This is a genomic window from Marivita cryptomonadis (assembly GCF_002115725.1).
Lineage (GTDB): Bacteria > Pseudomonadota > Alphaproteobacteria > Rhodobacterales > Rhodobacteraceae > Marivita > Marivita cryptomonadis.
This window is the reverse complement of the sequence record NZ_JFKD01000003.1, coordinates 102105-129069: the sequence shown is the minus strand read 5'-3', so window position 1 is coordinate 129069 and position 26965 is coordinate 102105. Positions and strand designations below refer to the sequence as shown.

Genomic DNA, 26965 nt, shown 5'->3' with positions numbered 1-26965 from the left:
AGATCAGGTATTCTTCTTCTTGCCTTTGCCATTGGTCGGCTTGGTCGTGGTAGATGCGCACTCGGTGGAGGCATCCCCTTCATCGGCGTTTTCTGCGTTGTTGTTGCAGAGCGAGCCGCCCGGTGCATCCTGGTCACCGTTGCCCCAGCCGTTGTTCTGCCAGGTCTTGCCGGAACCATCATTGGCCCCTTCAAAGATCACCTGCGAGGCAAAGCGGGGACGTGTGAAGGAATAGGTCGAGATGTCGAAGCCGTCATTCGCCAGATGAACCAGCGGCTGATACCAGTCGCGTGTTTCGACGATGATGGTTTGGTCTCCAACCGCAAGGATCGGCAGAAGTGGCCGATACGTGGTCATGTCGCCTTGTGTCAGAGCAGACCAGTCACCACGAGCCGCGGACCAGACAAGATCATAGGTTTCGTTGCCTATACTTAGGCCTGTACCTTGCTTGTTGTACTGCACCACCGAGATCCGCAAATCGACATCGTCACCCTGTGCCTGGGCAAGGTGGAACAACAGGTCGCGGGCGCTGTCGATGTACTCATCATCGAGGATTTCAGTCTCACGCGAGATGATGTCACCGATTGTATAGTTGGCTTTCTGGTTGATGGCCTGTTGGCGCATCACGTCGAAATACAGCCATGAGATTGCGAAGATCACGATCAGGGCCGGAAGGATGATGATTGCCTCAAGCGAAGCATCGCCCTTGGTGTCGCGGAGGAACCGCGACACACTTTTCTGGATACGAGCAGTCATTAGTAAGGCTCCTGTACGAAGGCCGAGAAGGATACGATAGCTGCGTAGCCTTCGGCGTCTTTGGGCATCGCTGCCGCCACACTGCCGGCCGGAGTGATCGGCTTGTACTTGTAGCAGGCGCGCAGCAGCATCAGTTCGTTGGGCTGGCCCGGATCGAATTGGCGTGCCGGGCGTACGGGTTCTGCAGAGTCGTAGCAGTCCGCTTCACGTGCCGGTTCTGTCCATTCCCGAAGGCTGAGCGGGATCATTTCGAGGCGCAGCATCTGATCGCAATCCGACAGCAGGGTGGTGTTCTCGCAGATCATGGTCTTGATCGTGTCGTGATCCATGTTCTCACCCGTGCCGAGGCGCACTTCGCGAACCGCGAGGTCCAATCCGCGCTCGAGTTGCGTGTGGCGGACCGAGAGTGCCCCGATTTCCATCCCCGCGACGATCACGCCAAGGAAGACCGGCAGCCAGATGACGAAGGGGATCGTAACGACAGAGCCGCTTTCGTCCCGCAGGAATCTGCGGATGTTTTTAGGAGTAAACCGCATCATTGTGTCAACCTCAGCTGGTTAATGGTCCGGGCAATCGCTTGGAACGCGTCGGAGATTTCGAGACCTTCGACCGGGAAATAGTGAGCCGGAGAAGAGGCGCAGTCACGCATGGCGGCCTGACCCGCATCGGGTGCTTCGAAACCGATAGCGAAAACTGTGATGTCAGCATCACGAGCCGCACTACAGATTGTCGACAGACGGTCATCGGCTTGGTCGCCTGAGACGATCGGCACATACGAGTAATACGCATTGTAGTACTGGTTGTATGACACCCAGCCATCCCAATAGGGCTGACGGAAGAACCGCTGACCAAAGGCACGGGTGCCCCAGCGTGCAAAGACTTCTGCGTTGCTCATCCGGCGTGCGCTGTTGCCGCCGTCGGGCGTGGTCCGATACTTGTCGTTCCAGCTGTTATATTCGAACCGGGACCAGAAATAGACGTCGTTGCTGGTTCCGCTCCAGTCACGTACCCGGTGCGAAAAACGATCATTGGTCGCATCGTTGTCACCGCGATCATCGATCCAGATATTAGACATGCCGCTGGCATATTCGGGTGCAAGATCGAACTGTGTCGTGTTCATACCGTCGGTCATGACCACTGCGATCTTGAGCGCATCCGGCGCATCATAGGCCGCGGGACGACCTGCGGCTTCGGGCACAACATCGCCTTCGCCGATCAGGCCAGTGACGACCGGACGTGCAGACGGGTCGAGCAGTGCGACACCCCACTTCATCCCGAGATCGATGGCCGTGTTGCCGCCCGCGCTCAGAGTCGCGATGTGGTCAACCAGTTGATCCCGGTCAGAGCTGTGGGCAATGACCGATCCATAGGTCCCGACCGGACACCACGAATCAGGTGTGACGACCGTGTTTTGATCGAGCGTGTACGGATCAAAGTGCGCCAGACGTTGCAGTGTCTCGCTGGTCGAGATCGAACGCGACGTAAACGCGCTGTCTGGGAAGATCGCGCAGTTCGAGATGTCGTGCTCGTCGGACAGCGTGTAGTACTGCGAAACCGTTGGGCCAAGGCTCACCGTTGCGTTGTACGGCACGATGCTGATCGTCGTTAGACCGGCATCGTCATTGTTGATTACCGTATCGACGAATTCGGTTGCCGCAGTCCGCAGGTTCTCGATTTTCTCATTCTGGCCCATGGAGCCAGAGATATCGAGGATCATGGAAATCTCGATATTGGAGATCCGCTCTTCCGCAGCAGCGAGGCCGGTCGATTGCAGTTTGTCAAAGCCGAGCAGGTGCAGGAAGTTCGAATTGTAGGTCCTCTGCGCTTCGGCAGTAACGGTCCGGTAATTCAAACCCGAATCAACCGAGATGTTCACGTTTGCAAGTGTGTCTTCCAGGTTCATCTTGGTCAGATAATCCTGAACGAGTGTTTGCGGGTCGATCTGCTGTTCAAGGTCGGCCGCCGCCAGAACAGCGCGGTCAAGCGTGTTCTGAAGTCGCGTGCGCTCTACTTCGGAGTAGATCATGTCGATCCCGATGCCACCGTAGACCAACATGATGAAGACGCCAGCAATCCCAAAGATGGTCATGTTGCCGTCGGTTTCCCGAGAGTACCGGGACAGGATCGAGGCGGCGCTGGAACGCAACTTCGACTTGCCCCGTGTCTCGGTCCGCACCCTTGGCAGAAGGTTGCTTAGTCCGATCATTTGTTACCTCTTTCCCGACCTTTCAGGACGGTCTGACACCCCACTTAGATTTTGGGAGATCTGAAGGCGAAACGCGGCGGGATTACGGCTGCAATTATGAAGAAAATAAGGAGTGTATTGTTTTTTATGGATAATTCGGGGTTTCAAGGCCTTATTGATGCCTTGGCCGAAACAGTCTGGCGTATTTTGAGGTTTCGTTTGCTAAACCGTGTCCAAGATTAAACGTTATGAAATTAACCAAGCTGTCATAGGCTGGTGGAATAAGGGCGAAGTGCCCGCAACCTTGGGAGGGACAAATGAGCACGATACCAGCCAATGAACCGACGTTTCGGGAATCAGTTGATCTGATGTTCAATCGCGCTGTTGCGCTGATGGACCTCCCGCCCGGCCTTGAGGAAAAGATCCGCGTCTGCAACGCGACCTACACGGTGCGGTTCGGCGTGCGACTGCGGGGCCAGATCAAAACGTTCACTGGCTACAGGTCCGTGCACTCGGAACACATGGAACCCGTCAAGGGCGGCATCCGTTACGCGCCCTCCGTCCATCAGGACGAGGTCGAGGCGCTAGCTGCGCTCATGACGTATAAATGCGCCTTGGTCGAAGCGCCGTTTGGCGGATCGAAGGGCGGATTGCGGATCGACCCGCGTGAATACGACGAATACGAGCTAGAGCAGATCACCCGTCGTTTTGCCTATGAACTGGCAAAGCGTGACCTGATCCATCCGGCCCAGAACGTGCCCGCCCCCGATATGGGCACCGGCGAACGCGAGATGTCGTGGATCGCGGACCAATACGCGCGGATGAACACAACTGACATCAACGCGCGGGCCTGCGTAACCGGCAAGCCGATCAACAATGGTGGTATCGCCGGACGGGTCGAGGCGACGGGACGCGGCGTGCAATATGCGCTGCGGGAATTCTTCCGTCACCCTGAAGATGTCAAAGCCGCTCGCATGACAGGAACACTCGATGGCAAACGCGTGGTTGTTCAGGGCTTGGGCAACGTGGGCTACCACGCTGCCAAGTTCCTTGGCTCTGAAGACGGCTGCAAGATCATCGGGATCATCGAACGTGATGGCGCGCTTTACAATGAAAACGGTCTTGATGTGGATGCCGTCCGCAACTGGATCGTCTCACATGGTGGCGTCAGTGGGTATCCCGATGCACGCCACACGGCGGACGGGCCAGAGGTGCTCGAGGCGGATTGTGACATCCTGATCCCGGCTGCGCTTGAAGGTGTCATCAACCTGACCAATGCCAACCGCATCAAGGCTCCGCTGATCATCGAAGCAGCGAACGGCCCGATCACGGCCGGTGCGGATGACATTCTGCGTGCCAAAGGAACGGTCGTGATCCCGGACATGTACGCCAACGCGGGTGGTGTGACGGTGTCGTACTTCGAATGGGTCAAGAACCTGAGCCATATCCGCTTTGGCCGCATGCAGCGCCGTCAGGAAGAAGCGCGGCACCAGTTGGTCATCGACGAATTGCAGCGCCTTGACGACATGATGGGGGACAAGTGGTCAATGACGCCTGACTTCAAAGACAGGTATCTGCGCGGAGCGGATGAACTGGAACTGGTGCGCTCTGGTCTCGATGACACGATGCGTATTGCTTACCAGTCCATGCGCGAAGTTTGGCACGGGCGTGAAGACGTCAGCGATCTGAGGACGGCGGCCTACATCGTTGCAATCACCAAGGTCGCAGCAAGCTATCGGGCCAAAGGTCTCTGACGGATGACATTCCGATTGGGCTGGGTTAGGTGTTGGCCTGACCCGGCCCAATTCACGAGAACATCCATGATCCGCACTCTGCTTGCCTCCGTTCCCCTCATCTTCAGCCTGTCCGTCCCGGCAATGGCGCAAGACAAGGAAGCCGAGTGTCGCAAAATCGGTCAGATTGCCACGAACATCATGGCCGAACGGAAAAACGGGACAAATGTGCGTCGCGCGGAACGGCGCGTGATCCGGGCCATTCCAAACAAGTCCAAGAATGACGAAGTGCTGGCCGTACAATTGGTCGACTGGATTTATTCGTTGCCGGAAGAGCAATTGACACCAGAGGTCAGCAACGCGCTTTACCAAACCTGCCTGTCGCAATAGCGCTCTTGTCCTCTTAGTTCAGTTGCGTCGTTGGCCCACTGGACTCTCGGCGATCGAAACCCGATATTCTTGGCATGAGCCTGCCACCCAATTTTCTGGACGATTTGCGGACCCGCATCAGCCTGTCACAGGTGGTGGGGCGCAAGGTCCTGTGGGACACGCGCAAGTCCAATCAGGCCAAGGGTGACATGTGGGCGCCATGCCCGTTTCATCAGGAAAAATCAGCCAGTTTCCACGTCGATGATCGCAAGGGGTATTACTATTGCTTTGGCTGTCACGCCAAAGGCGATGCCATCTCATTTGTCCGTGAAACCGAAAACGTAGGTTTCATGGAAGCGGTCGAGATTCTTGCGACCGAGGCCGGGATGCCTATGCCCGCCCGGGATCCAAAGGCGCAGGAAAAGGCGGATCATCGCACTGAGCTGGTCGAGGTCATGGAAAAAGCCGTGCGCTTTTTCCGCCTTCAGTTGCGCAGTGGGGCCGGATCGGACGCACGTGAGTACCTCACACGGCGTGGTTTGGATGAGGCCACGCAGGACCGGTTCGACATCGGCTTTGCGGCACCGGGCTGGCAAACACTGTGGGACCATCTGACAGGGCAGGGGATCGCGCCGGAAAAGATCATTGAGGTAGGGCTTGCCAAGCCGTCGCAAAAAGGCGGCAAACCCTACGACACATTCCGCAACCGTATCATGTTTCCAATCCGCGATGCGCGCGGGCGGACCATTGCCTTTGGCGGTCGGGCGATGGACCCGGATGACAACGCCAAGTATCTCAATAGCCCGGAAACACCGCTCTTCGATAAAAGCCGGACGCTTTACAATCAGGGTCCAGCGCGTGAGGCCGCGGGCAAAGGTCAGCCGTTGATCGTTGCCGAAGGGTATATGGACGTAATCGCGTTGGCCTCGGGCGGGTTCGAGGCCGCGGTTGCGCCATTGGGCACGGCGGTGACCGAGGCCCAGTTGCAGATGCTGTGGCGGATCACGGACGAACCGATCATGGCTTTGGACGGCGACAAGGCCGGGTTGAGCGCGGCGTACCGCGTGATTGATACGGCGCTGCCACTTCTTGAGGCTGGGAAATCTCTGCGCTTTGTTCTTTTGCCCGAGGGTAAAGATCCTGATGATCTGATCCGCTCGGAAGGTCGGGATGCCATGCGCAGCCTGCTGGATACGGCGCAACCGATGGTTCAATTGCTCTGGCGTCGCGAAACCGAAGGCCGGGTGTTCGACAGCCCTGAACGCAAGGCGGCGCTGGACAAGACCCTGCGCGAAAAGCTGAGGACCATCAAGGACCCGTCACTGCGCAGCCATTATGGCGAAGACATCAAACGTCTGAGGTGGGGGCTGTTCCGCGCACCTGCGCAACCGGGCCGGTCTACCACACGGCGCTTTGGGTCGCCTTTGCCCACGAAACCGTCAGAAGGGACGCGCGCCTCTTTGCTTGTTGCGGGAGGCAAGGGCGTCGAAACCCGTTTGCGTGAAGCGGTGATCCTTGCCGCGCTTCTAGCCACGCCTGACTTGATCGCGGAGTTCGAAGCTCAGCTGGAAGACCTTCCCTGCGTCGATCCTGATCATGCCGTTCTCAGGACCTGCCTGTTGCAGAATGTGGGCCAAACGGCGGACGTGGTGCAAGCCGCTGCCGACGCGCTACTTGGCGAACCGGCCCTTGAAAAGCTGTGTCGCGCACGCCATGTCGCGATCACACCGTGTATCCGCAATGCAGGCGACCGTGACTTGGCTCGGCTCACCATCGCCGAAGAGTTGGCAAAACTGGAAGCAGGGATTGGGCTGGATGCCGAAATTGCCGATGCAGCCGAAGACTTGTACGGTGCTGCAGATGAATCGCTGACATGGCGACTGAGTCAGGCAGCAGCAGCACGGCAAATTGCGCAAAAGGCGCAGTCCGAAGACAAGGCTGAATATGATCTTGGCCCGAACGGGGCCGCGATCAATCGAGAAGAACGCAGCGCATTTGCCGCTTTGATGGAAACCATTCGCTTCGAGAAACCCCGGAGTTGACGGTGTTTTGCTAAGGAAAGCGTAAACGAAACAGGGTAAACGGGTGTGCGAATCACTAATTCGCGCTATTGATTCGGGTCAATCGAATCGCCCCGCCTCGACAGGAGCATCCATGGCCGCCAAAGATAACGACGACGCCAAGACCGAAGACCGCGAGGATGATGTCAGCCTCGACATGAGCCAAGCTGCGGTCAAAAAGATGATCGCCGAGGCGCGTGAGCGCGGCTACATCACATACGATCAGCTGAACGACGTATTGCCGCCCGATCAGGTCAGTTCCGACCAGATCGAAGACGTTATGTCGATGTTGTCCGAGATGGGCATCCAGGTCACCGAGGATGATGAAGAGTCCGACGAAGACGATGACAAGGGTTCGACAGACCTCGTTCAGACAGCACGGCCTGGCGAGGTTGCCCTTGCATCGGGTACTTCGGAAAAACTGGATCGCACCGATGATCCCGTCCGGATGTACCTGCGGGAGATGGGCAGCGTTGAACTGCTGAGCCGCGAAGGCGAAATCGCGATCGCAAAGCGGATCGAGGCCGGTCGAAACACGATGATTGCGGGCTTGTGCGAAAGCCCGTTGACCTTTCAGGCGATCACCATTTGGCGCGAAGAACTTCTGAGTGAAGACATCCTGTTGCGCGATGTGATCGACCTTGAGACCACATTCGGCAACCAGATGGGCGATGAGGAAGATGTCGCCTCAAGCGTTGTTGCTGGGACAGAGGCGTCTTCGTCCGAGAAGGAAAATAACGAGACCGAAGAATACGACGCGGATGGAAATCCTATTCGTCGCGAAGACGATGATGACGAGGACGAACAGGCCAACATGTCGCTTGCCGCGATGGAAGCCGCGCTCAAGCCGCGCGTGCTTGAAACGTTGGACCGCATCGCTCAGGACTACGAAGAACTGGCCAGCATGCAGGACAACCGCATCTCAGCCACGTTGAACGAAGACGGATCATTCAGCAAAGGTGACGAACAGCGGTATCAGAAACTGCGTTCGGAAATCGTTGTTCTGGTGAACGAACTGCACCTGCACAACAACCGGATCGAAGCGCTGATCGACCAGCTCTACGGGATCAACAAGCGCATCATGTCGATCGATTCTGCGATGGTGAAGCTTGCCGATCAGGCCCGCATCAACCGCCGCGAATTCATCGATGCCTATCGTGGCCGCGAGCTTGACCCCAACTGGCTTGATGAGATGGCCGAGAAGGCTGGTCGCGGTTGGCAGATGTTCATCGAACGCTCGCTGGACAAGGCCGAAGAACTACGCGCCGACATGGCGCAAGTTGGCCAATATGTCGGTCTGGATATCAGCGAATTCCGCCGCATCGTGCAGCAGGTCCAGAAGGGCGAGAAAGAAGCCCGTCAGGCCAAGAAGGAAATGGTCGAGGCGAACCTTCGTTTGGTTATCTCGATTGCCAAGAAGTACACCAACCGTGGCTTGCAGTTCCTTGACCTCATTCAGGAAGGCAACATCGGCCTGATGAAGGCGGTCGATAAGTTCGAATATCGCCGCGGTTACAAGTTCTCGACCTATGCGACATGGTGGATCCGTCAGGCGATCACACGCTCTATCGCGGATCAGGCGCGCACGATCCGTATTCCGGTGCACATGATCGAAACGATCAACAAGCTGGTCCGGACAGGTCGTCAGATGCTGCACGAGATCGGCCGCGAGCCGACGCCGGAAGAACTGGCCGAAAAGCTCCAAATGCCTTTGGAGAAGGTTCGAAAGGTGATGAAGATCGCCAAAGAACCGATCTCGCTCGAAACGCCGATTGGCGACGAGGAAGACAGCCAGCTTGGTGATTTCATCGAGGACAAGAATGCTGTGCTGCCGTTGGACAGCGCCATTCAGGAAAACCTCAAGGAAACGACCACTCGGGTTCTGTCGTCGCTCACCCCGCGCGAGGAACGTGTTCTGCGGATGCGCTTTGGCATTGGCATGAACACCGACCACACGCTTGAAGAAGTGGGCCAGCAGTTCAGCGTGACGCGTGAACGTATCCGTCAGATCGAAGCCAAGGCGCTGCGCAAGCTCAAGCACCCGAGCCGGTCGCGCAAGCTGCGGTCGTTCTTGGATCAGTAAGCGATGTCGTTTCTCAAGAAACTCTTTGGCGGAGGCGGTGGATCAAGCACACCGCCTTCGACCCCTGCCGAAACTCACAACGGTTACACGCTGTACCCCGAGCCGGTCAAAGATGGCGGCACGTGGCGCATTGGTGCGCGCATCGAGAAAGAAATCGATGGCGAGGTCAAATCACACTTCATGATGCGTGCAGATACCTTGCAGAGCTTTGATGAGGCATGTGCCGCGTCTTTGAATAAAGCGCGCATGCTGGTGGACCAGCAAGGCGAAAGTATTTTCAGGTAAGCCCCGGAATTCACACAGACGTGACAGGGCCATCTCGCACAATGGCTCTGCGCGAATATGCGTTTTTGTAATGGCGGGGAATGCACATCTGAGCGTCATGAAAGGACACTCAGATGAAACACACCCTGACTGCTTTGCTCCTGCTCTTGCCGGTATCTGCCGTGGCGTATCCTGACCCAAACGTTCCGAACGGTCAAAGTGCCGGAGATATTGTGGACACTGTCCTGCCGGAGCCATCCACCGGCCCGGTGGTGGCCACGACCCCGACAGGCACATCCTGACGCAAAAGGCGCGCCCTTGGTGCGCGCCTTTTCTTCACGTGCGATCCGCCTGATTGGGATCGCTTGTCGTACCCGGGCCTGTTTTCGGGTCCGGGTTTATCTGTTTCGGACTGTCCGACGTTTTCGGCACGTCCTTGAATTTGTCGGGCCAAGGAAAGCCGGTGCGATCGGCTTGGTTTGGGTCCAATGTGGAGCCGGGGCCGGTTCTTGGGTCTGAGTTTTCCGCTGTCATAATTCGCTCCTTAATTCGTGGGCATCACAAAGACTTCCTGAATGGTCGCACGTGGGTCCGCGTTCAGTGCAAAGAGCACCGACCGTGCCACGTCTTCAGGCTTCAGCTTGTCAGGCTTGGCGTCGTCGAAGAACGGGGTGTCCACCATGCCGGGCGCGATCACTGTGCAGCGACCGCCCCATTCGCGCATTTCCTCTGCGATGTTTCCGCCATAGCCATGCACGAACCACTTGGATGCGCCATAGACCGACCCTTTGATGTGGCGACGGCCCGCCGCGGAGCCGGTCATCAAGAGGTGCCCCTTGGCGGACTTGAGGTGCGGCATCGCTGCCATTGTCGTCCAGAGCAGACCCATGATGTTCAGTTGCACCATGTTATGCCATTCTTCGGGGTCTCCTGCCTCGGTCCCGGACGCGCTCAGGCCTGTGCCCGCATTGGCAAAGGCTGCATCGACCGCGCCAAATTTATCCGCCAGCTTTGCCAGCGCATCGGTCTGAGAGGCGAGATCGGTTGCGTCACCGGGGAGCGCCAGTGCGTGATCGCCGAATTCTTGGGCCAGCTTGGCTAGCTTGTCTTCGGACCGAGCAAAGAGGCCGACATTCCAACCCTTTTCCACGGCTGCGCGCGCTGTTGCTGCTCCGATGCCAGTGGAGGCGCCGGTGATGAAGAGTGTCTTGCGGGTCATGAAATGTCCTCTGCGTTGATGTCTGATGTCAGAGCACCAACGCAGAAGGGGTTGGTCCGGGTTCCCCCGGAACCGTTAGGTCAGCTCAAATGCTCGTTGAAAAACGCAATAGTGCGATCCCATGCGAGATCTGCCGCCGCTTCGTCATAGCGGGGTGTGCTGTCATTGTGGAACCCGTGGTTCACACCGGGATAGATGTGCGCGGTATAGGTTTTGCCATGCTCTTGCAGCGCTGCCTCGTAGGCGGGCCAGCCTTCGTTGATCCGCTCGTCGAGCTCGGCATAATGGATCAGCAACGGGGCTTCGATCTTCGGTACATCCGCCGCGCTGGCCTGTCGGCCATAGAACGGTACCGATGCGCCCAATTCGGGATAGGCCACCGCCATTGCGTTGCAGACGCCGCCGCCATAGCAGAAGCCGACACAGCCGACCTTGCCTGTTGTGTCGGAGTGATCGGCAAGGAATTCGTAGGCGGCGAAAAAGTCGTTCATCAACTTTTCACCATCGACCGTACGCTGCAGTTCGCGGCCTTCCGCATCGTTGCCGGGATAGCCTCCGACACTGGTCAGACCATCTGGAGCCAGAGCGATAAAACCCGCCTTCGCGACACGGCGTGCCACGTCTTCGATATAGGGGTTGAGGCCGCGGTTTTCGTGAATGACAACCACCGCTGGTGCCGGACCTGTCAGGTTGGCAGGCCTCACAAGGTAGCCACGAACTTCGCCATGTCCGTTCGGGGACGGGTACATGATGTACTCCGGTAAGATGTCGGGGTCGTTAAAGCTGACTTGTTCGGCCAGCGCATAGTTCGGCGACATCATGTTCAGCAGCGCTGCAGCGGTCAGACCGCCCACCGCAAACTTGCCCGCGCGGTCAAGGAATTCGCGCTTGGTGATCCGGCCATGGGCGTAATAGTCATACAGCTCAAGCAGTTCCTGATCGAAATCCTTGGCCGTCATTCGCTTAGTCGGGGTAATCTCGTTCATGTCTTTGCTCCCTGTCAGGCCGCCGCATCGGCAGCGATGTGAGTTAGGATAGCGCTCTTGCGGCGTGTGGCTATTGTTCGTTTATGCAGACCGTTTTTCAAATACACACAAATGGGCCGGGGCTGTACGAATTCACCCATTCGGTTGCGGGTTGGGTGACGGGTACAGGGCTGCTCACTCTTTTTGTGCAGCACACATCGGCAAGCCTTTTGGTGCAAGAAAACGCCGATCCAGAAGTTCGGACCGATTTGACCGAATTCTTCCACCGTCTCGTGCCACCCAGCACCGATCCGTCCATGTCCTACCTGACCCACACCTATGAAGGGCCAGACGACATGCCTGCACATATCAAGGCGGCGCTGCTGCCGGTGAGCCTTTCGATCCCAGTTTCGAACGGACAGTTGGCGCTTGGAACGTGGCAGGGTATTTTCCTATTCGAACACCGGTCACCACCGCATACAAGGCGAGTGGTAGCGCATGTGTCTTGACCGAGATACCGTAATGCGATGTTTCGCTCCTCTGGTGACCTGCTGCCAGACCGACGACAAAACACGGGCGAAACGATGCGCAAACTGATCTGGACAGGACTGCTTGGTGTGGGGGTACTTTTCACCGCCGTGACCGTGGTGCCGTTCTACCTGTCCAGATACGCGGCGACCGAGGGTGGCAGTTGCCTGACCCTTCGCGCGACGCCAGAGCGATGCAAGTTCGTTGGGGCGCCGCTTGAGATGGCCGGATCGCCGGTCTTTGTCGAGAAGTTCGCCCATGCCTTTCTGCCGACCTCCAAGGAACTGACCTTTATCGACTCGCGTGGGGATGTCTGGACAGCTCCGGTCAAAACGCTAACCGACGGCGCGTCCATTCCCACGATTTTCGAGCCCATCATCGGCGATCGCCAAAGCCGCGACTACCTTTTGGCGGCGGCTTTGCATGACGCGTTTTGCGGCGTAGGGAACGAAGCGCTGTCAACGTTTCAGACCCGCGCATGGGAAGACGTGCACCGTATGTTCTTTGAGGCGCTCATTGCATCCGGGACGCCGCCGCAGAAAGCCAAACTGATGTTCGCGGCCGTCTATCTGGGTGGCCCACGCTGGGATGATCCCAAGCGGGGGCTGGACAATGTTCCGAACAGCGATCTGCTTCGTGAATTGCAGTGGTGTGCCGAATGGATCGACGCGACAAATCCTACAGCGGATGAGATTAAGACTTGGATGCAAAACCGCGAAGCCAACCTGATCGCAGGCACGTCAGTTGCCCCGGTCTTGTAAGCCGATCCCCTGAAACATCAGGGAAATTCCCTACCTTGGCGCTTCTGCACCACCACAGTTTGCGGCCTGAATTCCCCTCTACCCAAAACCTCGCGGCTGACCTATAGTGGCTGTGGATAAGTGGGGAAAACCCACAGTTTGAGGCAGAGATAAAAAGAGGGGAACGGCCAATGCGCTGCCCGTTTTGTGGAAACATCGACACACAGGTGAAGGACAGTCGTCCGGCTGAAGATCATGTAGCCATTCGGCGCAGACGCTTTTGCCCAGCCTGTGGAGGCCGTTTCACGACCTACGAGCGCGTGCAGTTGCGCGACCTCGTGGTTATCAAGTCCAACGGCAGGCGCGAGGATTTCGACCGCGACAAGCTGGAGCGCTCGATCCGGATGGCGATGCAGAAGCGCCCGATCGAACCGGAACGCATTGACCAGATGATTTCGGGGATTGTGCGGCGCCTTGAGAGTCTCGGGGAAACCGACATTGCGTCCAAACAGATCGGCGAGATCGTGATGGAAACACTTGCCCGGATCGACACGGTTGCCTATGTGCGCTTCGCAAGTGTTTACAAGAACTTTCAGGAAGCCGACGATTTCGACAAATTCGTCAGCGAATTGCGGCCAAACGAAAAAGACAAACCTAAATCCGAAGAGTGACATTGCACCATGCGCCCGGATGATGCGCGCCATATGCACCGGGCGCTGGAATTGGGCCGCCGCGGAATTGGAAATACGTGGCCCAACCCGGCGGTGGGCTGCGTCATCGTCAACGGTGACGTCGTGGTTGGAGAAGGTTGGACCCAACCCAGCGGTCGTCCACATGCCGAAACCGAAGCATTGGAGCAGGCGGGCGAAGCAGCACGCGGCGGAACTGCGTATGTGACGCTGGAGCCCTGTTCACATCACGGGCTGACCCCACCCTGCACAAATGCGTTGATCGCGGCGGGCATCGTGCGCGTCGTGGCCCCGTTTTCCGACATTGATCCCCGCGTGTCCGGTCAAGGTTTTGATCACCTCCGCGCCGCGGGTGTCGAGGTGGTAACGGGTGTCTGTGCCGATGACGCGGCGGATGATCATGCCGGGTTCTTCTGTCGTATCGAAACCGGACGGCCGTCACTGACACTCAAGCTTGCAACAAGCCTCGACGGCAGGATTGCTACCGCCAGTGGGGACAGTCAATGGATCACGGGCGCTGAGACCCGTGCTTTTGTGCATCGCCTGCGCGCAACACATGATGCGGTGATGGTCGGTGCAGGCACGGTGCGCGCGGATGATCCGCTGCTGACGGTGCGCGGGTTTGATGTGCCTCGGCAACCTGTCCGCATCGTGGTATCCCGCAAGTTGGATTTTCCGGTGGATGGCAATCTGGCGCGCACCCTCGACATCGCACCACTTTGGTTGTGTCACGCAGATGACGCGCCCGACGACCTTCGGGAAGCATGGACAACGCGGGGCGCAAAGCTGATCCGTGTGCCCTTGCAAGGCAGACAAGTGGAAATCCCGGCACTGATGCAGGCGCTGGGCGCTCAGGGCTTAACCCGCGTCTTTTGCGAAGGTGGCGGCGAATTGGCCGCCAGTCTGCTGTCGGCGGATGTTGTCGACCAGTTGGATTTGCATATGGGCGGTGTCGTCATTGGCGCAGAGGGGCGGCCTGCGCTGGGTGCGCTTGGCCTTGACCGATTGTCGGAAGCTCCGCGTTTCGCGCTGAAATCCGTTCGGCAAAGTGGCGATGACGTTGTGCAAAGCTGGATGCGTCAGCGCCGCCAAAGCGACGCGTAACTGGCCAGTATCCCCTGTGCCTTGGCCAGAAGCCGCAATCCTTTGGCGTTGGGCACTTCACCATCGCGCAGCCTGTCCAGCACAATTTCGATGGGGCAGGCCTGTCCCGTAACAGGATCGAAATAGCGCGGGTAGTCGATCAACGTCGCATGTACCAACATCTCGAGCGAGACCACCTGACCGCGGCGCGGCGGCGTTGGGCACAAGTCGGTCGTCAAACCCCATCCAGCATAAAACGGCAAACCCAGCGTTGTCACCGGCACGTCACGCAACAATGCTTCGAACCCTGCAAGTGAGGTCATGGTCCAGACCGCATTCACTTGTGGTAGCAGACTGGCCATCGGGATGTCTGTGATCACCCTATCGGCCCATTGGAGGGCGTCTTCCACAATGCCGGGCCGCAGACCTGCGACGACATCGGGATGCGGTTTGTACAGGATCATGGCGTCTGCATTGGCATCGCGCACTCGTTTGAGAAGCGCCGCATTGGTTTGGATTTCTGGGCTGCCAAGGACGACCGACGCATCGTCCTCCACCTGCCCCGGAACCAGCAGCACAGGCCCTTTTTCAAAAGGCTCAAGCTGCGGACTTTGCGCGCCGGATGCGTATTTGGTGACTTGTTCGGACACGAGGCGGCGCATGATCTGTCGGGCCCGCGCAAGCGCATGGTCCGGCAGCGATGTGCTTTTTGCAATCAGGGCCTCAAGCTGTGACGACCGCGTCGGGTCGAAATAGATGCCCGTTTCATCGAGAACCAGAGACAGCGGGGGAACAAGGTGTGCTCCCAATCCTTGCGAGCGGATGAAACCGTCCTCGACGCATACGTCGCCCGTCTGCGCGGCACGGCCCCACGCCATCACCCGAACATCGGCTTTCGATTGCGCAGTCCCGAACCGCATGGGTTTCTGGTGCCCGAACATCGCTTGCATGTGCGGACGTTTCCAAAGACGGATGTTGCGTCCGACCCAGCCGTGGCGATCCTCGATCCAAGCGCGCTGGGTTGCTTCCAGCGTCCCGATGACACGCTCCAGCGCACACAGGCGGTCGTGATAGGGGTCGTACCAGACTGGATAGCGCATCATTGCGCCTGCAAAAAGCTGCGCGCGGGTCAGCTTGCGCTGGCGGCGGATCAGCTGATGTTCGTCCTCGCTTAGCCCCCATCCTGCGTAAAACGGCGTTCCGAACACGCGCGGTTTGTGGCCTGCAAGGATCGCTTCGAATCCCATTTGCGACGACAGGGTGTAGACGGCGATTGCGCCGTCCAAAAGATCCATGGGTGCAAACGCCCCGTCGACAAAGGAAACGCGACCCTGTGCCTGATCTTTGGAATAATGCCCGGCCCGTTTCCCGGCCTGCGTTTCCGGATGCGAGCGGATCAGAATGCGCGCAGTGGGATGCTCGGTCTGTGCAAAATACAGCATCTCTGCAAATCTGGCGCGCGCCATGTCAGGCCCCGGCACCGACGCAAGAACCGAGGCATCCCCCTCGGCCTGATCTATCACCAGCACGTACCCCGGCTCGGGAAGCGGCAGGTCGGGTTCATAAGCGCTGTATTTGGACAGTCGCGCCCGTTGCCAGCGCGCCATCATATCCCGTGCAGAATTCAAGAGCGCGCTATCGTCCAACGGATCGTTGATCAGCAGCGTCTCGAGATCGGACGGGCGGGAAGCATCAAAGTGCAGCCCGGTTCGGTCCAGAACCAGTCCAAGTGGTGGTTCGCCGGATACACGGCCTGGATGAAGGGATCGCAAGAACGCGTCCTCTACCCGAAGGACCTGGGCGTCCCGGCCATCTGCCACGGCAAGGCCACGCTCTGCACTGGGGGCCGCCCCCCAAACGCCGACCCAGTCTTCCTTTGACGGTCGCCCGAGTGTCACTGACCATCCCGCAAGCTGCAAAATTCGTTTGACGCGGGCTTGGGTCAGAAAGCCGGAATTGTAGACATACAAACGCCGGGACATCTCTGCCCCGGCGTTTTCCAGTGAACTCGGAGGTTGCATTGCCCCGTTACTCGGTAACCGTTCCGCCCGTCGCCACGCTTCCCAAACTCTGCGCGCCGCCCAGCGTCCCCGTGATCGACGCGATCGTGCGGTTCCACTGAACGATTGGAGCTTCGGTCACATAGATCGTGTCTTGATCGCGGATCAGGAAATCACGTGCCATGAACAACCCATTGGGCTCCGTCAGGTCCATCACGTAAATCAAGCGTTGCGCGCCAACGAGATCAGTTCGGCCCAGCACCGCGTTCGCGATCTCGGCAGGTTCATTGCGGAACACGAAGACACCGGTTGGGTCGGCAGTGCTCGCGCTCAATCCGCCAAGCTGCGCAAGTGCTTCGACCAGCGACAGGGTCTGCGACTCGAAGGTCAGGCGGGTTTGCGCGCCAGCTGCACCAAGCGCCGTGAACGACCGTTGATCCGCTTGGATCAGAATGCGGTCACCATCGCGCAAAGCGATGTCCAATTCGGGATGGTCATACAGGTCTTCGAACCAGATTGTTTCGCTGACGTTGCCACGTGTGAGCGTGATCTGTGCAATCTCGGCCACTTCGCCAACCCCTCCGGCATTGGCCAGCATGGCGGCAAGCGTACGGGTCGGGCGGGTGATCGGGAAGATGCCCTGCACGCCGGCGGAGCCAAGGATCGACACGCTGGCCCCGTCGCCAGCGGTCCTGCGAACTTCTACCTGCGGGTCAGGAGTCTGGTCCTCAAGTTTTTCCGTGATGATCCGACGGATGGCCTCGGGGGTGTTGCCTGCTGCCTTGATCCGCCCGGCATAGGGCACGAAGATAAAGCCTGATCCGTCGACCTGAACGTTCTCGAGTGCGGTTGCGTTGGATGTAGCCCCGGCCAAAAGACCGTCATCCACGTTTTCCCAGATTGTCAGCCCAAGCACGTCGCCGGGGCGGATGATATCAGCGCTTTGGATGCCTGCACTCTTCAGCTTATCTGAAAATCCAAGGGCTGGGACAAAGGCAGTCGCTCTGGTGACGCGATCATTGATCGCAACAACGAATGCATCGCCTTCACGCTGCACGGAGCCTGCGAAGATCTGGTTTTTCGTAGGGCCCACACCCGGCAAGCCGCAGGACGCGAGGACCGATGCCGAAAGCACCACAGCGATGGGCCGCGCCCACCGGAATTTCGAACTGAACACTGCTTGGTCTCCTCGACCAGTTATTGACTGCCTCGGTTTATATTTTTTCGGTAAGTTACCGGAATCCAGTGAGTTTGGCCAGTACTAGGGCTGGTGCTTCTCAGCGAACGACACGCAACTGTTGCGCTGCGGTCTCGCGTGACTGCAACCTCAGATCATAGGGGTCATTGGTCGACACCATCCGATCCACCACGTGCCGAAGCAGCTGGGCGCGACCTTTCGATGAATAATACCCGCCAGGAAGCTGGCTCGTCTCCAGAAGGAATTGCCGGTAGATCGCATAGGCATTCGGGTCTGGCGGCATGGGATCAGCGAAGAATTCGGGCAAGGGCTGGTCCGACACGAGGCCGGGCTTGTCATAAACACTGACACCAAAACTGCGCACAGGAAGCCCGCGCCATAAGGCCTGATGCGCCGAAGTCGAATTCACCGTCACTGCAGAGCGTGCAGCTTGCAGGAGGTAGGCCAGCTTGCCGCCGCGTACGAAATGCACACGGTCCGATACGCCACGTGCCCGCGCGGTATCGCGAATGGTCCGGTCCAGCGGCGCGCGCCCGTCCTCCAGAGGATGTGCTTTGAACACCAGCCGATGATGCTGTGGCGCACCGCCGGCGAACCCCGCAATGACCATGTCGACAAATTCGGTCTGCGACGCAAAATCGGAAAAAGCCCGAAAGCTGGCGTCATGTTCCAATTGCAGCAGTACGACGTGGTAGGGACGGCCACCAGCCCGGATGCGCCGGGTTGTGATCCAGCGTTCCACCATGTGCCGTGGCCGCCGCAAAAGCCGCAGAACCTGAAGACGGAATTCTTCGGCAACTGTTTGATCGCGGTGTGGCTGGTAGTGTGGAAACCGCTGGTTTCGAAACAGAACATGCCAATGGTAAAGTGCGCCGTGGATCATGTGCATCCGCAAGTCACCCCAGCGATCCGGCGGCACCGCCGGTACATCCGCGGTGCGGTTCAGAGCGTTTGTCATCTGCTCCAGACTGATCTGCATCAGCTTCGAATTACCATTTGACCCATCCCGTTCATACGTGGCCCAGTAGGGGCGAAGATAGCCTTCCTCGAACACGTGAATGGTCAAACCGGCGGCTTTGGCAATCTGGATCGCCTCGGCATGATGCCTGCGGACATCGCCGTAAAGGACCAGATCGGAGGCTTGTGTTGCATCAATCCAGCGAGTGAGCTGATCGCGCCATGCGGGGACCGGGTCTCGGAACACCAGCAGCGAAGCCGCATCTTTCCAGCGTGCCGCATCGCCTGCGTTGAATGCCACCCGAAAACAGGTGGCACCGGTCTCGCGCAGCCGATTGGCCAATTCGCTGAAGAACGGACCGTGCGGTCCTTGCAAAAACAGAAAGACGCGCGGTTGGGTGGTCTTGGGCTTGCCCGTTGTGTTTGTCATGTCGGCGCAGTATCCCTCAGACTGCCTGAAGACTAACACAACAGGCAGCATTCTGAGAATCAAAATCCGCCAGATTTTGCGCGGGTGACGATAGCGAGGGCGAGTTCATGTTTACCGGGATCGTGACCGACATCGGAGATGTCCGCAGTCTTGAACGGCGCGGCGATCTGCGCGCCCGGATCGGGACACGCTACGATACGCAGGGCATCGACATTGGTGCCTCCATCGCGTGCAGCGGCGTTTGCCTGACCGTGGTGCAGCTTGGCCCCGACTGGTTTGATGTCGAGATCAGCGCGGAAACCCTGGACAAGACCAATATCGGCCAGTGGGTTGAGGGCCAAAAGATCAACCTTGAACGGGCGCTCAAAGTGGGCGACGAGCTGGGCGGGCATATCGTGTCGGGTCATGTCGATGGTCTGGCCGAGATCGTCGAGATGCGGCCCGAAGGCGACAGCGTCCGCTATACGTTCGATGCCCCTCGCAGCCTTGCGCGGTTCATCGCACCCAAGGGGTCGGTTGCGCTGGATGGGACGTCCCTGACAGTGAACGAAGTCGATGACACGCAGTTCGGTGTGAACATCATTCCCCACACGCAAGAGGTCACGACCTGGGGCGCGTCCAAGGTGGGCGACAAGGTGAACCTCGAGATCGACACTCTTGCGCGTTATGTGGCGCGGCTTGCCGAAATGCAGGGGTAACGAACGCGTCGACGCGTTCGGTGGTTCAGTCGACTGAAACACGCCCCTCGGCCATCGCCGCAACAGCACGGCGCCCGAGAACCCACGTGATCAGCACACCACCACCATAGGCCGTGATCAGAAACAGAAACGGCCCGAACAGCGGGGCCCCCTGGTACAACGCAATCAGCAGCGGCGTGCCACTCAGGTTTCCAAGGTTTCCCATCTGCGCCAGCGCGCCGTTCGCCATGGCCCGCGATTGCGCATCGGCGTTGATCTGTGGCACCACAGCAAAGCCCGCGCTTTGCACCAAGGCCATGCTTGCAAAGAGCGCCAATACCGTCACCGTCGTAAAGCCCACCCCAAGGATTGCCACAGCCACCCCGGCACACAGCGCGAAGCCCAGCGTCACAACGGGCTGCGCCGGGTGGCGCGACAAGATGGCAACCCCAACTGTCAGCGCGACAGCGATGGACACCAAAGGTGCGATCGCGGCCAGCCATGTCGGGGCGGCACCACCGGTCAGCAGCGGTAACGCTGTCAGGACAGATACGAAGGTTAGGGTATAGCACAGCCAAGCCAAAGCCGGGGTGGCGATGCCCGGTGTCGCATAGGCCGTCAGATGACGGCGCAGTACGGATATCCGCGCGGCTGGCGCGGGCGGTATCACGGGATGCGGCAAGACCAGAAGAATAGCTGCGCAGGCTACGGCCATCCACACACCGTGTGCTCCGATCAGCAGGGACAACCCACCATGTGCGATCACCCAAGGGGCGATGATCGCTGTCAGCGCAAAGGCCACCCCGAAGAACGTGCTCCAAAGTGTAAGCGCGGCAGGGCGATATCGGTCTGGCACCGCTTCGGCGATCAGGGTTGGCGCGGCGACCACGATCAATAGGTGCGACGCACCTTCCAGAACACGGCTCAGCATCAGCACCGACAAATTGGGCAGGGTGGCTTGCCAAAGCGACATGACCGCCCCCAAGGCCAAAGCTGCGACCAGCGCCCGGCGCGCACCGATGCGCGACACGACAATCCCTGCCACCAGCCCGAGGATGAGGCCGACAAGGCTGATGAGCGATACGGCAAGACCAAGGATCGCCTCGCTTTTCCCCGAATAGACCTGCGTCAGAGTGACGAAACTCACCGCCAGTTTGGAAAACTGCCCTGCTGCGCCAAGTCCCGCCAGATAAAGCGTCAAGGTCAACAAAAGCGGATGAGGGGTGCGCATAGGGGGCCTTTCAGAAGTAAGCGCACCATCTGTGATGCCGATCCTGCCCGCAATGCGCGTTCCGCGTTTTTCTTTGCCCCGGGGCGACATATGTACAAAGCATGACCGCTTTGCCCGCCTCCCTTCAAACCTGGTTCGACACGCGCGGATGGGCGATCCATCCGCACCAGCAACAGATGCTGGACCGCGCCGCCGACCCCTGCCTGCTGCTCATTGCGCCTACGGGGGGCGGCAAGACATTGGCTGGGTTCCTGCCGACGCTTGTAGACCTCGCTCAGAGACCGCGCGACGGGTTGCACACGCTGTATGTCAGCCCGCTCAAAGCGTTGGCCGCTGATATCAAGCGTAACCTGCGTACCCCGATTGACGATGCAGGCCTGCCAATCCGGGTCGAGGACCGCACCGGCGACACCTCTGCACATATCAAGAAACGTCAACGCGCTGACCCGCCACATATCTTGCTGACCACGCCTGAATCGCTTGCCCTGCTGACCAGCTATGAAGACGCACCCCGCATGTTCAAGGGCGTGCAGCGGGTGGTGGTCGACGAAATCCACGCGCTTGCGGAATCGAAACGCGGCGATCAGCTGATGTTGGCGCTGGCGCGATTGCAGGCCATGTGCCCCGATCTGCGCCGCGTTGGGTTGTCGGCGACGGTCGACGATCCGGCTGCCATCGCACGGCTTTTGGCTCGTCATCCCGATCCCTGCGAAATTGTCCTCGCCGATCCGGGACCAGAGCCTGACATCGCAATGTTGGTCACCGACGAAGCCCCGCCTTGGTCTGGTGGCGGTGCAAAATACAGCATTCCTGCGGTGCTGGAACAGGTCAAACAGCACAAGACGACATTGATCTTCCACAACACGCGTGCGCAGGCCGAGATCTTTTTCCACAACCTCTGGCTCGCCAATGAAGACGCTTTGCCCATCGGTATTCATCACGGATCACTCGACCGGCAACAGCGCGAAAAGGTCGAAGCCGCGATGGTGCGCGGTGACTTGCGGGCAATTGTCTGCACTGGAAGTCTGGATCTTGGTATCGACTGGGGTGATGTGGATCTGGTGATCCAGATCGGCGCGCCTAAGAACGTCAAACGTCTGGTGCAGCGGATTGGTCGTGCGAACCACCGCTACAACGCGCCGTCAAAGGCGTTGCTGGTGCCAGCCAACCGGTTTGAAGTGGTCGAATGCGTGGCCGCACTCGAGGCGGTCAAGGCGCATGATCTGGACGGCGAATGGCGCGGGCGCGGGCCGCGTGACGTGCTGTGCCAGCACATTCTGATCGCCGCCTGTTCCGGGCCGTTCGACGCTGATGCGCTTTATGCCGAGATGACAGCGGCCGGGGCCTATGCGGATCTCAGCCGCGACGCGTTCGACGCCTGCCTGAATTTCTGTGCCACAGGTGGTTATGCTCTGCGCGCCTATGACCAGTGGCAACGGCTCAAGCAATTGCCGGATGGGCGCTGGCAACTCCGCGACCCACGTTCCGCCGCGCGCATCCGTCAGAATATCGGCACGATTCAGGACACCGATACGCTCAAGGTCAAATGGCGGGGCCGGGGTGGCGCGCCACTGGGCGAGATCGAAGAGGGGTTCGCAGCGACCCTGACATGTGGCGATACCTTTCTGATTGGCGGGCAGATTGTACGCTACGAGGGCCTGCGGGAGCTAACGGTCGAAGTCACCCGCGACCCCGGGCGCAAACCCAAGATCGCCACGTTCATGGGCACCAAATTCGCCACGTCTACGCAATTGTCGAATCGTATTCTAGGGATGTTCCAACAGGACGACTGGCCCGACCTGCCGCGTCACACGCGCGACTGGTTGCAGATGCAGCGCCGTGTCAGTCGTCTTCCCGAACCAGGGCGGCTGTTGATTGAAAGTTTCCCGCATGATGGCCGTGAACAGCTCGTGGCCTACGGCTTTGCCGGGCGCAACGCGATGCAGACGCTTGGGCTTTTGCTGACCAAGCGGATGGAGGAGGAAGGCCTTGCGCCGATGGGGTTCGTTGCTACCGATTACGCGGTGCTGATCTGGGGGCTGGATGCTGTGATCGACCCCGCGCCGCTATTCGATCTGGCGGCTTTGGAGGCCGGGTTGGAAGGCTGGCTTGCGGGCAACGCGGTGATGAAACGCACCTTCCGCGCGTCGGCCACCATCGCTGGGCTGATCGAACGCAATCTTGGGGGGCAACGCAAGACCGGGCGGCAGGCGACGATGTCGTCCGACATCTTGTATGACACACTGCTCAAATACGACCCTGACCATCTGCTGATGAAGATCACCCGTGAAGAGGCGATGCGCGGATTGGTCGATTTCGCCCGCATCCGCGAAATGGCCGAGCGCGTGGGCGACCGCATCGACCTGCTGCGCCTTGATCGGGTGACCCCGCTTGCCGCGCCACTCTTTCTCGAGCCCGGTCGAGTGCCCGTGCGCGGCCTGGCGGATGAACGCCTGCTGGAAGAAGAGATCACGCGCCTGATGGAGACCAGCGGTCTGGCGCAGGTCGAGGCGCAGCCGAGCAAGCCGAAATGGCGGGTGCCCTATTGAAAACGGTGCGTGCAAGCACGGCGCCCTACGTAGGGTGTGTGCTTGCACGCACGGCGTCTTAGGTCACATCCCGATACGAGATTTCCTTAACGTCCTTGCCCGTCTTGCCACGCCGCACGATCAGCCGGTTCAGGGCGTGGATATAGGCCTTGGCCGAAGCCACAACCGTATCGGTGTCTGCAGATTGCCCCGTGGCGATCATGCCGTCTTCCTCAAGGCGCACACTGACTGTAGCCTGAGCGTCGGTGCCTTCGGTCACGGCGTTCACCTGATAAAGCTGCAGCCGCGCCTTGTTTGGATGCAGCATACGGATCGCCTTGAAGGTCGCATCCACTGGCCCGTCGCCTTCGCTGACCGCCGACATGTCCTCGCCGTGGATCTCCATCTCAAGCGTGGCCTCTGCCGGGCCACCAGTGCCGCAGACCACCTTGAGGTTCACAAGCTGGAGTGCGTCATCGCCTTCGGTCGTTGCTGTCACCAGCGCGAGGATATCGTCGTCGAAAACCTCTTTCTTGCGATCAGCGAGATCCTTGAACCGAACAAAGATGTCCTTGAGTTGGTTGTCTCCAACTTCGACGCCCAATTCCCGCAGCTTCGCGCGCAACGCGGCACGGCCCGAATGCTTGCCCAAGGGCAGGGATGTGCCCGCAATGCCCACGTCTTCGGGGCGCATGATCTCGAACGTTTCGGCGTTCTTAAGCATCCCGTCTTGGTGGATTCCCGACTCGTGCGCAAATGCGTTCTTGCCTACAATCGCTTTGTTGAACTGCACCGGGAAACCCGAGACCGTCGCCACGCGGCGGGAAATATGCATGATTTTCTTGGTGTCGATGCTGGTGGTGTAGGGCATGATATCGCCCCGCACCTTGAGCGCCATCACCACCTCTTCCAAAGCGGTGTTGCCCGCGCGTTCGCCCAAGCCGTTGATTGTGCATTCGATCTGGCGCGCGCCACCCTGCACGGCGGCCAAAGCGTTCGCCGTCGCCATGCCAAGGTCGTTGTGGCAGTGGGTGGCAAAGACCACCTCATCGGCACCCGGCACGGTTTCGATCAGGCGACGGATCAGATCAGCGCTTTCCACCGGCGCGGTATAGCCAACAGTGTCCGGAATATTGATCGTGGAGGCACCCGCCTTGATCGCGATCTCAACCACCCGACACAGGTAATCCCATTCCGTGCGCGTGGCATCCATTGGCGACCATTGCACGTTGTCGCAAAGGTTACGGGCGTGGGTCACAGTCTGTTCGATCCGCTCCGCCATCTCGTCCTGCGTGAGGTTCGGGATCGCTCGGTGCAGCGGCGAGGTGCCGATGAACGTGTGGATGCGCGGCTTTGCAGCGTTGCGCACAGCTTCCCAGCAGCGGTCGATATCGGGCAGTTGCGCGCGGGCCAGCCCGCAGATCACCGCGTTCTTGGAGCGCTGCGCGATCTCGCTCACCGCGCGAAAATCGCCTTCGGAGGCAATCGGAAACCCGGCCTCGATGATGTCGACACCCATGTCATCCAGAAGCTCGGCAATCTCGAGCTTTTCGTCATGGGTCATGGTTGCGCCGGGAGATTGTTCGCCGTCGCGCAAGGTGGTGTCAAAAATCACCACGCGGTCTTTTTCAGTGCTTGTCATGGTTAGGGTCTTTCTTGTCTTGTCCAAATCCGTCGGCGCGTCACGGTCATCCTCTGAGCGGTCGCGCCGGAAAGGCCGCGCTCAGAGGCGGATTAGGAGAAGACGGGTGGCCAGCGCAAGAGGCGCGGAAAAGCGCGTGCAGATTGCGATATGAGCCAAACGTGTCATGCGGGCGACTATACGCAGCAATTTTTGAAAGAAAACCCGTCGAATGAAAAAATGCGCAGCTGTGGGAGGCTGCGCATTTTCGTCATCGGAATAGTCACCGTTTGGCCAAAGAGTCTTCGTACGAAGGAACTTAGGCGCCCCGGTAAATTTTAGAGATCGGGATAGATCGGGAAACGGGCGCACATCTCTGCGACCTCGGCCCGGACCTTGTCCTCAACAGCGCCATTTCCGTCTTCGCCATTGGCAGCCAGACCATCGGTTACCTCGATGATCCAATCTGCGATCTGGCGGAACTCGGCCTCGCCAAAGCCCCGTGTCGTGCCTGCGGGCGACCCAAGACGGATACCGGACGTGATCGTCGGCTTTTCCGGGTCAAACGGCACACCGTTTTTGTTGCAGGTGATATGCGCGCGGCCCAGTGCCTTTTCCGTCGCGTTGCCCTTCACGCCCTTGGGGCGCAGGTCAACCAGCACGACATGTGTGTCTGTGCCGTGGGTCACCGTGTCCAGACCACCTTTGATCAACTGATCCGACAGCGCTTGGGCGTTGCGGATGACGTTCTGCTGGTAGATCTTGAAATCGGGGCGCAGCGCCTCGCCAAAGGCCACGGCCTTGGCGGCGATCACATGCATCAGCGGACCGCCCTGAATGCCGGGGAAGATGGCCGAGTTGAACTTCTTGGCCAGTGCCTCGTCATTGGTCAGGATCATCCCACCGCGCGGACCGCGCAGGGTTTTGTGCGTGGTGGTGGTGGCCACATGTGCGTGCGGGAACGGGCTGGGATGTTCGCCCGCCGCCACCAGACCGGCAAAGTGCGCCATGTCTACATGCAGGTACGCACCCACGCTGTCGGCAATTTCGCGCATCTTGGCAAAGTCGATCTGGCGCGGGATGGCGGAACCACCGGCGATGATCAGCTTGGGCTTATGCTCGTTGGCCAGTGCCTGAACCTGATCGTAATCCAGCATGTTGTCCTGCTGGCGCACGCCATACTGGATGGCGTTGAACCACTTGCCCGACTGGTTTGGGGCGGCACCGTGCGTCAGGTGACCACCGGCATCAAGGCTCATGCCGAGGATCGTGTCACCCGGCTGCAACAGCGCGGTGAACACGCCCTGGTTGGCCTGAGAGCCGGAGTTCGGCTGCACATTGGCAAAGCCGCAATCAAACAGCTGGCAGGCGCGCTCGATAGCAAGGTTTTCGGCCACGTCGACGAACTGACACCCGCCATAGTAGCGACGGCCCGGATAGCCTTCGGCGTACTTGTTCGTCATCACCGAGCCTTGCGCTTCCATCACGGCACGGCTGACGATGTTTTCCGAGGCGATCAGCTCGATCTCGTCGCGCTGGCGGCCCAGCTCATCTGTGATCGACTTGAACAGGTCCGGGTCGCTGTCGGCCAGCGATTTGGAGAAAAATCCGGTGTCACGGTGCGGAGCGTTCATGGGCAGGGCCTCCTT

The 26965-nt window shown here is 59.2% G+C and carries 24 protein-coding genes; 12 read left to right on the top strand and 12 right to left on the bottom strand.

All coding sequences use genetic code 11. The features are described 5' to 3' along the window. Positions 1 to 3: 3 nt before the first annotated feature. The 3 genes from MCRY_RS04425 to MCRY_RS04415 are packed head-to-tail and all read right to left on the bottom strand — an operon-like array spanning position 4 to position 2962. A complete protein-coding gene (locus MCRY_RS04425; protein ID WP_085628278.1) occupies positions 4 to 756 on the bottom strand; it encodes a TadE/TadG family type IV pilus assembly protein in 753 nt (250 codons plus the stop codon). Next, positions 756 to 1295 carry a TadE/TadG family type IV pilus assembly protein gene (locus MCRY_RS04420; RefSeq protein ID WP_085628277.1) on the bottom strand — a complete coding sequence of 180 codons (540 nt, stop codon included), beginning with the start codon at positions 1293 to 1295 and terminating at the stop codon, positions 756 to 758. The genes MCRY_RS04425 and MCRY_RS04420 overlap by 1 nt, the downstream gene beginning before the upstream one ends. Next, a complete protein-coding gene (locus MCRY_RS04415; protein ID WP_085628276.1) occupies positions 1292 to 2962 on the bottom strand; it encodes a TadE/TadG family type IV pilus assembly protein in 1671 nt (556 codons plus the stop codon). The genes MCRY_RS04420 and MCRY_RS04415 overlap by 4 nt, the downstream gene beginning before the upstream one ends. 296 nt (positions 2963 to 3258) lie before the next feature. Here MCRY_RS04415 and MCRY_RS04410 point away from each other — a divergent pair, with 296 nt between their 5' ends. The 6 genes from MCRY_RS04410 (at position 3259) to MCRY_RS22805 (ending at position 9752) form a co-directional block, all read left to right on the top strand. After that, positions 3259 to 4695 (top strand): Glu/Leu/Phe/Val family dehydrogenase, encoded by a 1437-nt coding sequence (locus tag MCRY_RS04410; RefSeq protein WP_085628275.1) that lies wholly within the window; start codon positions 3259 to 3261, stop codon positions 4693 to 4695. 66 nt (positions 4696 to 4761) lie between these two features. Continuing rightward, positions 4762 to 5064 carry a hypothetical protein gene (locus MCRY_RS04405; protein ID WP_085628274.1) on the top strand — a complete coding sequence of 101 codons (303 nt, stop codon included), beginning with the start codon at positions 4762 to 4764 and terminating at the stop codon, positions 5062 to 5064. A 74-nt stretch (positions 5065 to 5138) separates the two neighbouring features. Then, the gene (gene dnaG, locus MCRY_RS04400; protein WP_085628273.1) at positions 5139 to 7085 is read left to right on the top strand and encodes a DNA primase; all 1947 of its coding nucleotides are present in this window, start codon (positions 5139 to 5141) and stop codon (positions 7083 to 7085) included. A 112-nt stretch (positions 7086 to 7197) separates the two neighbouring features. Continuing rightward, positions 7198 to 9186, top strand: coding sequence for an RNA polymerase sigma factor RpoD (gene rpoD, locus MCRY_RS04395; RefSeq protein WP_085628272.1), 1989 nt, complete (start codon positions 7198 to 7200; stop codon positions 9184 to 9186). Between the two features lie 3 nt (positions 9187 to 9189). Continuing rightward, positions 9190 to 9471, top strand: a complete 282-nt coding sequence (locus MCRY_RS04390; RefSeq protein ID WP_085628271.1) for an HlyU family transcriptional regulator — start codon at positions 9190 to 9192, stop codon at positions 9469 to 9471. A 113-nt stretch (positions 9472 to 9584) separates the two neighbouring features. Next, positions 9585 to 9752 carry a hypothetical protein gene (locus MCRY_RS22805; RefSeq protein WP_171046122.1) on the top strand — a complete coding sequence of 56 codons (168 nt, stop codon included), beginning with the start codon at positions 9585 to 9587 and terminating at the stop codon, positions 9750 to 9752. A gap of 34 nt (positions 9753 to 9786) precedes the next feature. Here the strand turns inward: MCRY_RS22805 and MCRY_RS04385 are convergent, their stop codons facing one another. The 3 genes from MCRY_RS04385 to yghX form a co-directional block, all read right to left on the bottom strand. Next, positions 9787 to 9984: a hypothetical protein gene (locus MCRY_RS04385; protein WP_085628270.1), complete on the bottom strand. Its 198-nt coding sequence runs from the start codon at positions 9982 to 9984 to the stop codon at positions 9787 to 9789. 10 nt (positions 9985 to 9994) lie between these two features. Next, on the bottom strand, positions 9995 to 10669 hold the full coding sequence (locus MCRY_RS04380) for an SDR family oxidoreductase (protein WP_085628269.1): 675 nt from the start codon (positions 10667 to 10669) through the stop codon (positions 9995 to 9997). Between the two features lie 80 nt (positions 10670 to 10749). Further along, on the bottom strand, positions 10750 to 11655 hold the full coding sequence (gene yghX / locus MCRY_RS04375) for a YghX family hydrolase (protein WP_085628268.1): 906 nt from the start codon (positions 11653 to 11655) through the stop codon (positions 10750 to 10752). Between the two features lie 83 nt (positions 11656 to 11738). On the opposite strand from yghX, the gene MCRY_RS04370 reads away from it, so the two are divergent. The 4 genes from MCRY_RS04370 to ribD all read left to right on the top strand — a co-directional run bounded on the left by MCRY_RS04370 (position 11739) and on the right by ribD (position 14695). Further along, entirely contained in the window at positions 11739 to 12143 is a 405-nt protein-coding gene (locus tag MCRY_RS04370) for a secondary thiamine-phosphate synthase enzyme YjbQ (RefSeq protein ID WP_085628267.1), read from the top strand. Positions 12144 to 12218: 75 nt separating this feature from the next. After that, positions 12219 to 12923 (top strand): DUF1353 domain-containing protein, encoded by a 705-nt coding sequence (locus MCRY_RS04365; protein ID WP_176234495.1) that lies wholly within the window; start codon positions 12219 to 12221, stop codon positions 12921 to 12923. A gap of 170 nt (positions 12924 to 13093) precedes the next feature. Next, positions 13094 to 13573 carry a transcriptional regulator NrdR gene (gene nrdR, locus MCRY_RS04360; protein ID WP_085628265.1) on the top strand — a complete coding sequence of 160 codons (480 nt, stop codon included), beginning with the start codon at positions 13094 to 13096 and terminating at the stop codon, positions 13571 to 13573. Between the two features lie 9 nt (positions 13574 to 13582). Next, positions 13583 to 14695 carry a bifunctional diaminohydroxyphosphoribosylaminopyrimidine deaminase/5-amino-6-(5-phosphoribosylamino)uracil reductase RibD gene (gene ribD, locus MCRY_RS04355; protein ID WP_085628264.1) on the top strand — a complete coding sequence of 371 codons (1113 nt, stop codon included), beginning with the start codon at positions 13583 to 13585 and terminating at the stop codon, positions 14693 to 14695. On the opposite strand, the gene MCRY_RS04350 is transcribed toward ribD, so the two are convergent. From MCRY_RS04350 to MCRY_RS04340, 3 genes are all read right to left on the bottom strand, one after another. After that, positions 14671 to 16656, bottom strand: coding sequence for a capsular polysaccharide biosynthesis protein (locus MCRY_RS04350; protein WP_238939406.1), 1986 nt, complete (start codon positions 16654 to 16656; stop codon positions 14671 to 14673). The genes ribD and MCRY_RS04350 overlap by 25 nt on opposite strands. A 46-nt stretch (positions 16657 to 16702) precedes the next feature. After that, positions 16703 to 17851: a polysaccharide biosynthesis/export family protein gene (locus MCRY_RS04345; RefSeq protein WP_085628262.1), complete on the bottom strand. Its 1149-nt coding sequence runs from the start codon at positions 17849 to 17851 to the stop codon at positions 16703 to 16705. 100 nt (positions 17852 to 17951) lie between these two features. Beyond that, positions 17952 to 19259, bottom strand: a complete 1308-nt coding sequence (locus MCRY_RS04340) for a capsule biosynthesis protein (RefSeq protein WP_085628261.1) — start codon at positions 19257 to 19259, stop codon at positions 17952 to 17954. A gap of 107 nt (positions 19260 to 19366) precedes the next feature. Here MCRY_RS04340 and MCRY_RS04335 point away from each other — a divergent pair, with 107 nt between their 5' ends. Continuing rightward, entirely contained in the window at positions 19367 to 19957 is a 591-nt protein-coding gene (locus MCRY_RS04335) for a riboflavin synthase (RefSeq protein ID WP_085628260.1), read from the top strand. 25 nt (positions 19958 to 19982) lie between these two features. Here MCRY_RS04335 and MCRY_RS04330 read toward each other — a convergent pair whose 3' ends face one another. Next, positions 19983 to 21167, bottom strand: a complete 1185-nt coding sequence (locus MCRY_RS04330) for an MFS transporter (RefSeq protein WP_171046121.1) — start codon at positions 21165 to 21167, stop codon at positions 19983 to 19985. Between the two features lie 101 nt (positions 21168 to 21268). Here MCRY_RS04330 and MCRY_RS04325 point away from each other — a divergent pair, with 101 nt between their 5' ends. Next, positions 21269 to 23716 carry a ligase-associated DNA damage response DEXH box helicase gene (locus MCRY_RS04325; protein WP_085628258.1) on the top strand — a complete coding sequence of 816 codons (2448 nt, stop codon included), beginning with the start codon at positions 21269 to 21271 and terminating at the stop codon, positions 23714 to 23716. A 58-nt stretch (positions 23717 to 23774) separates the two neighbouring features. Here MCRY_RS04325 and MCRY_RS04320 read toward each other — a convergent pair whose 3' ends face one another. Beyond that, positions 23775 to 25337 (bottom strand): 2-isopropylmalate synthase, encoded by a 1563-nt coding sequence (locus MCRY_RS04320; protein WP_085628257.1) that lies wholly within the window; start codon positions 25335 to 25337, stop codon positions 23775 to 23777. 317 nt (positions 25338 to 25654) lie between these two features. Continuing rightward, positions 25655 to 26950: a serine hydroxymethyltransferase gene (gene glyA, locus MCRY_RS04315; protein ID WP_085628256.1), complete on the bottom strand. Its 1296-nt coding sequence runs from the start codon at positions 26948 to 26950 to the stop codon at positions 25655 to 25657. Positions 26951 to 26965: the final 15 nt, after the last annotated feature.